The 12869-nt window shown below is 47.0% G+C and carries 7 protein-coding genes; 6 read left to right on the top strand and 1 reads right to left on the bottom strand.

The window, feature by feature from the left end; genetic code table 11:
• Positions 1–239 precede the first annotated feature (239 nt).
• From VFC92_00435 to VFC92_00460, 6 genes are all read left to right on the top strand, one after another.
• Complete coding sequence (locus VFC92_00435) at positions 240–1487, top strand: radical SAM protein (protein HZK06640.1); 1248 nt, start codon at positions 240–242, stop codon at positions 1485–1487.
• Positions 1488–1490: 3 nt separating this feature from the next.
• Entirely contained in the window at positions 1491–3455 is a 1965-nt protein-coding gene (locus tag VFC92_00440; GenBank protein ID HZK06641.1) for a GNAT family N-acetyltransferase, read from the top strand.
• Positions 3456–3618: 163 nt separating this feature from the next.
• On the top strand, positions 3619–7866 hold the full coding sequence (glgP, locus tag VFC92_00445) for an alpha-glucan family phosphorylase (GenBank protein ID HZK06642.1): 4248 nt from the start codon (positions 3619–3621) through the stop codon (positions 7864–7866).
• 299 nt (positions 7867–8165) lie between these two features.
• Positions 8166–8999 carry a PASTA domain-containing protein gene (locus VFC92_00450; GenBank protein HZK06643.1) on the top strand — a complete coding sequence of 278 codons (834 nt, stop codon included), beginning with the start codon at positions 8166–8168 and terminating at the stop codon, positions 8997–8999.
• Positions 8996–11155 carry a T9SS type A sorting domain-containing protein gene (locus VFC92_00455; protein HZK06644.1) on the top strand — a complete coding sequence of 720 codons (2160 nt, stop codon included), beginning with the start codon at positions 8996–8998 and terminating at the stop codon, positions 11153–11155. Before VFC92_00450 ends, VFC92_00455 begins: the two co-directional genes overlap by 4 nt.
• Positions 11156–11287: 132 nt before the next feature.
• On the top strand, positions 11288–12328 hold the full coding sequence (locus VFC92_00460; GenBank protein ID HZK06645.1) for an RluA family pseudouridine synthase: 1041 nt from the start codon (positions 11288–11290) through the stop codon (positions 12326–12328).
• 179 nt (positions 12329–12507) lie between these two features.
• Here VFC92_00460 and VFC92_00465 read toward each other — a convergent pair whose 3' ends face one another.
• Positions 12508–12699 (bottom strand): cold shock domain-containing protein, encoded by a 192-nt coding sequence (locus VFC92_00465; GenBank protein ID HZK06646.1) that lies wholly within the window; start codon positions 12697–12699, stop codon positions 12508–12510.
• Positions 12700–12869: the final 170 nt, after the last annotated feature.

The raw sequence follows: 12869 nt of genomic DNA on the forward strand, positions 1-12869 counted from the left end.
TATTGCGGAACGTGTTCCATTAAATAGCAGTACAAAAGCAATTGATAATAAACTACTTTTGACGCCATTATGAACCGGAAATCTGCAACACATCAACCCGCCAAAAGCCGCTCAAGCACGCACAAGCTGCTGATGTTTCTGTACATCTTTTCCTTTTTTTAAGATTGCATCCTTCCCTTACGGAATCTTCTTCTTGTTTCTCTTTTCTTCTTTTTTAAAAAATAATTTTGACTTGTTCCATGGAAGCGTTGTACTCATATTTCAATCAGCTGTTATCAACACAAAAAAAGGCTTTTGCCTCCTGGCCGCAGTTGCGGTGGCTCAATGCCTGGGAAAATACCGCATTAGGCGATCGTCGCCAGAGTCTTTTGCAGGACGAGCGTCACGGATGGTTATTTAAAAACACCAAACCCTTTCACAAGCACATTTCCAAAGGATGCATGCAATGCGGGCTTGGTCGCTGGAGCTGTTTGTTTATCACCAACAAGTGCAACGGCGGTTGTTTCTACTGTCCGTCGGCGCAAGTGACCGACACGGTGCCATCGTCGCAGATGCTCACCTTCGACACGCCGGAGGCTTACGCCGAATATGTGCGATGGATGAACTTTGCCGGGGTGAGCTTTAGCGGAGGCGAGCCGCTGCTTTACTTTGAACGTACATTGTCTTACCTCCAAAGCGTTCGCCGGCATTGCGATGCTTCCGTTTACATCTGGCTTTACACAAATGGCATTGCCGGAAATACCGACATGTACCGGCGACTGGCAGCCGAAGGTCTCGACGAGATACGCTTTGATATTGGCGCCACCGCCAACAGCCTGGAAAATGTGAAGCAGGCCTGCGGCATCATTCCCAACATCACCATCGAAATACCGGCAGTGCCCGAAGACGTCGAAACGCTGAAAGCCTTGCTTCCGCAAATGATTGATCTGGGAATTACCAACCTAAACCTGCATCAGATGCGATTGACGCAACATAATGTAAAACATTTGGCCAAAAGAAATTATACTTTTGTGGCTGCCGAACGACCTGTTGTGCTGGAGTCAGAAATGGCGGCGTTGGAAATATTGGATTTTACCCACAGCCTGGATTGGAATATCGGCATCAACTATTGTGCTTTTGATTATAAAAACAGATTTCAAAAGGCCGGCTATCGGCACATGTTGGCCGAAAGATTTGCGGAAGCCGGAGAGACGATAACAGAAAATGGATACATCAGAAAATATAATGAACAAGCGTTGAGTTATGAAAATATTTTGCTGACCGACGATCAGCGCCTGGTGGCAAATCATTTGAAAACAATCACATTAAAACATAAAGTTTATTCATTGATGAGGACAGAATCGGTAAGTGTCGACATAGAAACAGAAGCGCAGGTAGAAATAACCGCTCTGATGGAGCAACGCCCGGCGCAGCCTCCGGAGCAGCAGCACCTGTTTGAGATATGGCGACACGAATACATCGAGGAAGGTCTTCGGAATTATTTTTAAATAATGGACAGAAAATTCAAACGTGCCGAAATCGACGATTTGCCCTTTTTGGAAAAAGTAGAAGAGGCATGTTTCCCCACATTTCAACAGACTTCGCGACGGATGCTCCGACTGGGCATCACCAGCCTCTTTCAGGACGTGCTGATTTGTCGCATCAAAATTAAAAATCAATGGACCGAAGTGGGATCGCTGGTGATGCATCTGCACAAGCACACCCTGCGCCTTTATTCCATTGGTGTGCTACCCGAATACCGCGGCATGAACCTGGGCAAGATGATGCTGACATACTGCATCGATCTGGCGCGCGGCAAAGGTTTCGAGAAAGTTACACTCGAAGCTTACGCCGGCGATGAGATGCTGATAGCCTGGTACGAGAGTTTTGGTTTTAAAATTGCCGGACATCTGAGCGATTATTACGAAAAAGGCAAGGACGCCGTAAAAATGAACTACCAGCTAAAGGTGGTGAAAGAAAAAACCACCCGCGAAAATATCGTGGTGGTGGACAGCGTGCGCAACTTCCGCCCTGACATCGAAAATGTGAAAGTGGTCTCGGCCAAAAAGTACATCTCCGATCAGAAATACCAGGAGCTGAAGAATGCCCGGGTATTCAACCTTTGTAACTCCTATCGCTACCAAAGCATGGGATATTATGTTTCGCTGCTGGCTTCGGCGCGCGACCACCGCGTGATACCCAGCGTGGCCACCATCGGCGACTACCGCAATATCTCCATTATCAAAAGCATTTCTACGGAGGTAGATGATCTGATACAAAAATCGCTCAACGGGCTGGAGCAAACGAGGCTGTCGATTGTGTTGTACTTTGGGTACACCCTAAATGAGAAATACAAACTGCTGGCCGGACGACTTTACAAACTTTTCGAGACGCCCATCCTGCAAATTAGCTTTACCAAAAGCGACAAATGGTACATCCAGAAGGTAACGCCCATGGGCATCAATAAACTCGACGACGCCGACAAAGAGCAGCTTTACGAGTTTATGCAGGAGTTTTTTGCGCGAAAGCGCTTTGCGATCCCCAGGTTGAAAAACTACAAATACGACCTGGCCATTTTGGTGAATCCTGATGAGAAGAATCCTCCATCTGACGCGCGGGCACTCGAGAAGTTTAAGGCTGTGGCCGACAAACGCGGGTTTTATACCGAATTTATCACGCGCGAAGACCTGAACCGATTGAGTGAGTTCGACGCACTTTTTATTCGCGAAACCACCAATGTGAACAACTACACCTACAGCTTTTCGCGCATGGCCTACAGCGAAGGCCTTGTGGTGATTGACGATCCGTGGTCGATCCTCAGGTGTTCTAACAAAATTTATCTCTACGAGCGGATGGCGCTCAACAAGATAAAAATGCCTTACTCCAAAGTGATCAGCAAGTGGGGCTTCAAAAGTAACTCGATGGCCGGGCTTAAGTTCCCGATGGTACTCAAGCAGCCCGATGGCTCTTTTTCGCTTGGCGTAACCAAGGTGGAAAACCATGAAGATATGAACGAGCAACTGAAGGAGCTTTTCAAAAATTCAGAGCTTATCATCGCACAGTCGTTTATGCCCAGCGAATACGACTGGCGCATTGGCATACTGGATCACCAGGTACTTTTTGGGTGCAAATATTATATGGCCAAAGGACATTGGCAAATTTACAACTGGAAAGGCAAAGCCGCCGACCAGGAAGGCAACTTCGAAACGGTGCCGCTGCATCTGATACCACCCAAAATCATCAAGACGGCGCTGAAGGCTTCGGCGCTCATCGGCGACGGACTTTATGGCGTAGACCTGAAGGAGGTGAACGGCGAAGTTTATCTCATCGAGGTAAACGACAATCCCAACATCGACGCGGGCGTGGAAGACAAGCTGCTCAAAGACGATCTCTACCGCCGCATCGTCGATTCGCTTTTCAACCGCATCGAACTCTCGCGCAACATGTCCAAATTTATCGCCGCCGACCCGGTGTAAAGGCCGATGGGGATAGAGAATTAGCACAAGCTATTGTTAAAAAATGAATTAGCAAAACAGTTATCACTACTATCCTTTTAATAAAGTAGCGAAAACCGGGTTCGGCCAAAAACCATATTTTTGCATGCTTTTAAAGGAAACGTCATTCAACTAAATTTCAACTATGGAAACTAAAGAATTAAAAAAGCCTAACTATATTTTCGAAACGAGCTGGGAAATCTGCAACATGATCGGTGGCATCTACACGGTGCTGTCGACCAAAGCGCCTCTGCTGCAACATGAATATGGCGACCACTACATTACCATTGGACCGGACGTATGGAAAGAAACGCGCGCCAACCCCGATTTTATCGAAGACCACGAACTACTGGCCGAGTGGCGTGAGGCTGCCGCCGACGAAGGTCTGCATTTCAGGGTGGGCAGATGGAACATCCCCTCCCACCCTATCGCTCTGCTGGTGGACTTTACAGGCCTTTTCCCGGAAAAAGACATCATCTTTTCCAGGTTGTGGGAAAAATACAAAGTCGACTCCATCAGCGGCGGCTGGGATTACGCAGAGCCGGCAATGTTTGGCTATGCCGTGGGAAGAGTGATAGAGAATTTTTACAAATACAATCTTTCGTTCAGCGACCGTGTGGTAGCACATTTTCATGAATGGATGACGGGAACGGGGGTACTTTATCTCAACGAGTTTGTGCCTCAGGTTGCCACCATTTTTACTACACACGCCACCACCATCGGGCGCGCCATTTCCGGAAACGGCCTGCCTTTGTATGGTAAGATGGATCAATACAACGGCGAAGATATGGCCCGTCGTTTTGGAATGATTTCGCGCTTTTCGCTGGAACAGAAAACTGCACAAAACGCCGACGCCTTCACAGTGGTGAGCAATACCACCGCCCGCGAAGCCGATAAACTGCTTAAAAAAGCGGTTGACGTTGTTACACCCAATGGCTTTTCAAAGTCGATGATACTCGACGAAAAACCTGCAACAGAGAAACGCGAAAAAGCACGTGCAAAACTTTTCCAGGTTGCCGATGCACTTTTTAATCAAAAAGTACCCCGCGACACATTTATCACCCTCACCAGCGGTCGTTACGAATTTCGCAACAAAGGCATCAATCTTTTCATTGAAGCCATCGGACAACTGGCGCAGCAACATCCCGATAAGGAAATTTTAGCTTTTGTAAAAATTCCCGGAAATCAAAGCGGCCCGCGTGCTGAGCTAAAAAAACGCATGGAAAATCCGGATTTTGATCATCCCACCTCCGGCGAATTACTGACGCATGACTTATACGAAATAGATCAGGACGCCATCCTGAAAGAGATCAAAAAAGTTGGTCTTAAAAATCAGCCCGGCGACAAGGTGCGCGTCATCTTCGTGCCCGCCTACCTCAACGGGCATGATGGCATTTTCGATTTGAGTTATTACACACTTCTTACCGGCTGCGACTTTACGGTATTTCCATCCTACTACGAACCTTGGGGATATACTCCGCTGGAGAGCGTTGCCTTCCGTGTGCCAACACTTACCACCGAGCAGGCTGGCTTTGGCCAATGGGTAAAAAGCTCATTCAAAGACAAACACCCCGGCGTAGTGGTGGCCAACCGAACTGACGACAATGATGCCGAAATGGTGGTGCAAATCACCGAATCGATACTGCACTATGCCGGCATGGATAAAAACCAAATGCTTGCAGCACGCGAGAATGCTGCGCAAGTAGCAATGGCCGCTCAATGGGAAAACTTTATCGACTTCTATCGCCAGGCGTATTCTATTGCACTCGAAAAAGTAGCCGGACGCACAAAAACTTTCCCGACAAGTATTATCAAGGGCACAAAGAAAAAACTCACCGAAGCTCCAAGCAAAGACATGCCGATATGGAAGCGGGTGACTATAGAACCCAGTATTCCCGAAAAGCTCAAAGGCTTGCAGGAGCTTTCGCGCAACATGTGGTGGTCGTGGAATTACAAAGCTACTGAGCTGTTCGAATCCATCAACCCGCCCCTTTGGAAAGAATTTAGCCAAAACCCCATTGCCCTGCTCGACACGCTAAACATTTATGAGTGGGAGAAGCTGGAGAAAAATAAGGACTTTATTAAACGCTACCATGAAACTTACGACAAGTTCAAGAAATATCTGGATGAATCCAAAAATAAACCCTCCAAACAAATCGCCTATTTCAGCATGGAATATGGCCTGCACCAGTCACTGAAACTCTATTCGGGCGGTCTGGGAATTCTGGCAGGCGACTACCTTAAAGAATGCAGCGACTCCAACGAGAATTTGGTAGGCGTTGGGCTGCTGTATCGTTTTGGCTATTTCCAGCAAAGCATCTCCTTGTTTGGTGATCAGGTGGCGGAATATCAGACACAGAAGTTTTCGAAGTTGCCCGTGCAAAAAGTTATGGATACGGATGGCGACCAACTGACAATAAAAATCGGGCTGCCGGGTCGGGTGCTTTTTGCGCGCGTATGGCGGTGCGACGTAGGTCGTATCCCTCTGATTTTGCTCGACACCGACTTTGAGAAAAACGCTGATTTTGACCGCTCGATTACGCATCAGCTTTACGGCGGTGATCTGGAAAACCGGCTCAAACAGGAAATACTGCTTGGCGTAGGTGGCATACGAGTCTTGAAAGCTATGGGGATAGAACCTGACATATACCACAGCAATGAGGGGCACTCTGCTTTTATCGGACTCGAGAGGCTGCGATATCTTATTCAGGCCGAAAAACTCGACTTCAACAAAGCCCTCGAAGTAGTGCGTTCTTCTACGTTGTTTACAACTCATACTCCCGTACCGGCAGGACACGATTATTTTAGCGAAGACCTCCTGCGTACCTACTTTCCACACTACCCCGACCGGCTCAATATTTCGTGGAACGACATGATGAATCTGGGCAAGTTTCACCCCAACAGTCCGCACGAGATGTTTTCGATGAGTGTGCTGGCGGCGCGCCTGTCGCAGGAGATCAACGGTGTAAGCCGCATCCACGGGCGTGTATCGAAAACGATGTTTGCGCCACTTTTTGAAGGGTATTTTCCCGAAGAAAACCAAATTGGGTACGTTACCAACGGCGTGCATCTACCCACCTGGGCCGCCAAGCCCTGGAAAACGGTCTATAAAAAAGAATTTGGTGAAGACTACAAAAACAATCAGCTCAACTTCGATATGTGGAAACGCATACAGAAGGTGGATGATGCTGAGATATGGAAAACGCGCAAGCAGCTCAAAAAAGAGCTGATCGAATACATCTGCGATCGTCTGGGTAGCGACATGACCAAACGTCAGGAAAATCCAAAGCTGGTGATCAACACCATAGAAGCCATAAAAGACAATGCGCTGACAATAGGGTTTGCCCGCCGTTTTGCAACTTACAAACGCGCCAAGCTTCTATTCTCCAATCTGGATCGTTTGGCTCGCCTTGTTAACGCTACCGGACGCCCAATGCTGTTTATCTACGCCGGAAAAGCCCATCCGCGCGATACTATGGGACAGGAGCTTATCAAAAGAATTATCGAGATCAGCAAAACGCCCAACTTTATCGGAAAAGTCATTTTTATCGAAAATTACGATATCGATCTGGCGCAAAAACTTATCCCCGGTGTCGATATCTGGCTCAATACACCTACCCGACCACTGGAAGCTTCCGGAACGAGTGGAATAAAAGCCGTCATGAATGGCGTAGTCAATTTCTCGGTACTCGACGGCTGGTGGGCCGAAGGATATCAGCCCAATGCAGGCTTTGCCGTCTCCGAAGCCCGCACCTATGCCAACCAGCAGTTTCAGGACGAACTCGACGCCGAAATCATCTACAACCTCTTTGAAGAAGAAATCGTTCCGTTGTATTTCGATGTAAACGAGCAGGGAATTCCCACACGATGGATTCAGCATATCAAAAACACCATCTCGGAGATTGCCCCCAACTTTACCATGAAACGAATGCTCGAAGATTATCACACAAAATTTTATGATAAACTCATCGACCGTGCCAAAACCATGAATCGCGACAACTACAAGCTGGCAGGCGAATATGCCGCCTGGAAGCAGGAAATGACCAACAAATGGCCGCATCTGCGTCTCGAAAAACTAATGGTACCCGATTCCAGCACACAAGCGCTCACCATCGCGGATGATTTTTCGACAGAAGTCGTCATCTACACCAACGGCATAAAAGCTGAACACCTGGGTGTAGAAGTGCTCTTTGGCAAAAAATCGGAAGGGAAAATCAGCAAAATACTTTTCAGCAAAGAGATGCCGCTGGTAGAGGTAAAAGACCAAATGGCGCGTTTTGCTACTGATATTCATGCTTTCAAAGCGGGCACCTACAACTATTCTTTCCGCATCTTCCCGAAGCATGAGCTTATGCCCCACCGTCAGGATTTCTGCCTGCAGAAGTGGGTGTAGAGAAATAGTTTTTTATCAATAACCAATAAAAGATGCCGGAATGTTTTTCCGGCATCTTTTGCTTTCTGAATATCATTGACGAAAATTTGTCATTTAATCATAAGGGGTTACCACACAAAACGCCATCCGATTCTCTCACTTTCGGAAAGTCATTTATCTGCTATCTTTGCCCTGCTGCAACTGCAATAAAAACAAGCATTAGCAGTTATTATTTTTTAAAAATTAGTGTCTTTTATTCATAAAGAAAAGGATATGACGGCTCCTGGTCATCAAAAGAATGTATGCGGATAACAACGTTTTTGAAAAGCAAAATTTTTCTTAAAAATCTGGCCATAGCTGTGGTAGCTTTGGCGCTGCTGCTGTGGATTGCCATGATGAGCATCAATTTATACACACGTCACGGTGAGAATATCCGGGTACCGATGTTTACCGGCTTACATGCCGCACAGCTTGCAGAGCATAATCAGGCCAACGATTTTGAATTTATCATCGTCGACTCCATTTACGACGACAAATATCACAAAGGAGAAGTTGTGCTGCAAAATCCCTATCCCGGCGCCACCGTAAAACGTGGACGCAAAATTTATGTCACGATCGTTGCCAGCGCTCCCGAAATGGTGAAGATGCCCAACCTTAGGGATTTGTCGCTGCGCCAGGCCGTAAACCAACTCAAGATTGCCGGTTTGCAGGCAGGCACCCTCACCTATGAAATCAACTTTGCCCGTAACGCCGTGCTGGATCAGCAGCTCAACGACACCACCGTCGTCCCCGGCACCGAGGTGATGAAAGGCACACACATCGACCTGACGCTGGGCACCGGCCTGAACAATGAAAAAACCATCGTGCCGTTTTTACTTGGTATGACTTTGCAGCAAGCATCCGAGGCTATCCTCAACGCTTCGCTTAATATGGGTAGAATAAAATATTTTGACGGCAGCAGCAACGATCCCATGCGTGTTTATGCGCAACATCCCGACTGGCGGGAAACGGAATGGGTTGATATGGGCACACCGATGGAGCTGTGGCTGCGCTCAGATGAATTTTACGATTTCGATTCGCTTGTGCAATCGATAAATGATCCTCCAGAAGAAATCGACGAAATCATTAATCAAGAGGAAGAACCAACAGAATGAAGTATTTTTTTATTTCGATATTAATATGTCTTTTAGCGGTTAATCTGCCGGCACAGGAAATCCTGACAGGATTACCTGTTAATCCTATCATAAAGCAGGCACCACCGCAACAACAAAAGGCTTTTGAACAAAACTTTTTGAAATCTTCCAAACTGGAAATTCCACAACCTGTGACGCTGCCATTTTTCGACGACTTCAAGCAGCCGGGCATTTTTCCGGACACCGCACGGTGGATGAACAATGACGTCTATATCAACAGCGACTTCGCCTTGTTTCCTCCTTCGTGGGGTGCAGCCACCTTCGATGCCATCGACAGCAAGGGCAACATTTATGGCAACGCCAATCCATTGCAATTCAAAGCTGACCAACTCATCTCCCGCCCCATCCGACTCGACTCTATTTTTTCGCCATCGAAAAAAGCTCTTTCACCGGCCGATTCGATTTATCTGAGTTTTTATTACCAGCCTGAAGGAATTGGTAACGATCCGCAGCCTCAGGATTCGCTGGTGCTCCACTTTGGCTACTATACCGGCAACACCGCCTACAGTCGTATAGATTCTATTACGGTTCCAATGGATATTTATAATGTCGACACCATCTTTCCCGGCGACACTTTGTTTTCGCCGTGCGACTTTTCCTGGGGAACACGCATCCTCGACACACTCTTTCGTGGCGACATGGTGACGCTGCCATGCGATTCGGTATTTATTCCGGAAACTCGCTGGCAGCCGGTTTGGGGGGTTCCGGGCTCTACGCTTGAGGAGTTCCGTGCCGCAAACGATTCGCAATATTTCAAACAGGTTTTTATCCCAATCATCGATTCGATATGGTTTAGAAACGACTTTCAGTTCAGACTGATGAACTACGCCAGCATTGCCAGCGACAACCTGCAGAGCTGGCAGAGCAACTGCGACTACTGGAATGTTGATTATATCGTGCTGGATCGCAACCGCCGCCGCCTCGACACCACGCACCGTGATGTTACCTTTTCGCAGCGGGCACCTTCATTTCTCAAAGAGTTTCAAAGAATGCCTTTTTATCAATACAGCAATGATCCGGGGGAAGCCATGAAAACTGTTTTTGAAATGTATGTCAGTAACCTCGACAACGGTAACCAGACAGTGAAATACATGTACGAAGTTTTTAATGATTTGGGACAACTCGAATTTGACAAAGATCAAGGCAGCGGCGACTTGCAGCCTTTCAATATTAGCGGCTTTTCTAACTACGCCAACTTCGCCTACCCACCGGTTAACGGTGTTTATCCGCCTTTCGGCAATCGCGACAGTATCTATTTCGACATCCGGCACTACCTGCAGGGCGACCTTGTACTCGGACTTGGCGACACGATGACTTTTCGCCAGAAGTTTTATAACTACTACGCTTACGACGATGGTACCGCCGAATTTGGCTATGGACTTACCCCTGCCGGTTCACAGCTCGCCTACCAGTTTCAGCTAAACCGGCGCGACACATTGCGTGCTATCGATTTTTATTTTAATAAAACACTGAGTGGTTCCAACCAGCAGTTTTTCACTTTGACGGTATGGAACGACCTGAATGGCAAGCCCGGCGACATCATCTACGCCAAAGAGCGACGTAAGCCACAATTTAGCGACAGCCTCTATCAATTTTACCGGGTCCCTCTGGATGAGCCGCTGCCGGTGCAAGGGACCATTTATGTGGGATGGATTCAAAACACAACGCACAATCTCAACGTAGGATTTGATGCTAATAACGACGTGAGCCACCGCATTTTTTACAACACCACCGGAACCTGGACCCGCTCCAGCTACAAGGGAGCGCTGATGATACGGCCTGTGCTTGGAAAATCTCCCGCCACCCAACCAGACAGCAAATCATCACCCATCGAACTCTTTCGCCTCACCCCTAACCCAAGCTACGACGGACAAATCAGCTTTAAATTCCTGAACTACCCCAACCAAACCAGTGAACCTGGATTTGTCTCACCACAGGAAGATGAGCTTTCGCGGATAAAGGTGCTGGTGTACAATCTGATGGGGCAGCGTGTGTACGACGGGCAATACCAACCCACAATCAATCTCTCTCATTTGTACAACGGAATTTATATCGTACGACTAATCGATCCTGTAAAAGGACGCGACATGTCGGAAAAGTTGCAGATTCTTAGATAGAATTTCCTGATTGCAAATGGTATGAAGATCTAAATCATACAATGCAAATAAAATCCCCATGCTGAACAAGTGGGTTAAAGGGTAAATCTATTCGATAAAAGATTTTAATTCTAAAACAGATACTACATAATTATGCGCGACATTACCCCCGCCTCCGACGCCGAACAGGAAGATCAGGAAGAACTTTTTGAGCATTATCGAATCGTTTCCGACCCGGGGCAAGGCGCTATGCGGCTGGATAAATTCCTCTTTAACCGCCTGGAAAACATCTCGCGCAACAAAATTCAGAACGCCGCCAGAGCCGGCAATATCCTGGTAAACGACCTACCACAAAAACCCAATTATAAAATTCGTCCTAACGACGTAATCAGTATCGTGTTGCCACAGCCGGTGCAGGACTTTGAGCTTATCGCCGAAGATATTCCCATCGAAATTGTATATGAAGACGCCGACGTGCTGGTGGTAAACAAAGCTGCCGGCATGGTGGTGCATCCCGGTCACGGCAACTACACCGGCACCCTGCTCAATGCGCTGGCATATTATTTCAAAGATCAGCCCGACGTGTTGCCGGCGCTGGTGCATCGCATCGACAAAGATACTTCCGGGCTGCTACTGGTAGGAAAAAATGAGCTGGCGCAAACGATCCTGGGCAAACAGTTTTTCGATCACGACATCCACCGCGAATATCTGGCGCTGGTGTGGGGCGATTTTGATGAAGACCAGGGAACCATCACCGGCAATATCGGTCGAAACCCCGACAACCGCCTGCAAATGTTTGTTTTTGACGACGAAACTCAAGGGAAGCCGGCCATCACGCATTACCAGGTGATAGAGCGCTTTGGTTACGTCACCTTGCTGAGCTGCCGATTAGAGACAGGCCGCACGCACCAGATCAGAGCGCACATGAGATATATAGGCCACCCAATCTTTAATGACGAACGCTATGGCGGCGACAAAATTCTGAAAGGAACCACCTTTACAAAGTACAAACAGTTTGTCGAAAACTGCCGCCAGATGCTGCCTCGACAAGCACTGCACGCACATTCGTTGGGATTTGAACACCCAATCTCCCTCCGCATGATGCATTTCGAATCTGATTTACCGACCGACATGCAGCAAACCATCGACAAATGGCGCCATTATGCGAAGCACATGGCGGAGGAAAGGGATTAAAAGCTTTCTTTCAAATCAATTTCATTGCGCAAAGCCCTAAACAAAATTACCCAACCTCAAGTAGCCGGTGTAATCAGGGCAAATAAATTTTCAATAAAAAAATTCCTAACCACTGTAAAACAAAAAAGCCCGCTTCTTTTGAAGCAGGCTTTTTCTACTTAAAGTATTAAGAAAGACGATTACGCAACTTTAACGTTGATTGCGTTCAATCCTTTTTTACCTTCTGTAATGTCAAACTCGACAGCGTCGCCTTCCTGAATTTCGTCAACCAGGCCGGTAGCGTGTACAAAGTATTCTTTTTTCGAGTCGTCCTCGACAATAAATCCAAAACCTTTGGATTCATTGAAAAATTTCACTGTTCCTTTTCTCATTGTAATAATTGTAATGTAATGGTAATTGTATTGAATTAATTTATAAACGGCAAAAGTATATTTTAATTGAATACAACAAGTAGTTATTTTATTTTATTTTTTCGAAAAGTTAGGTATTGACAACAAAAGTTCAAGAATCACCAACTCCAGCCTTCAGGCTAAGGATAAAC

This window comes from Bacteroidales bacterium, assembly GCA_035647615.1.
Classification (GTDB): Bacteria; Bacteroidota; Bacteroidia; order Bacteroidales; family 4484-276; genus SABY01.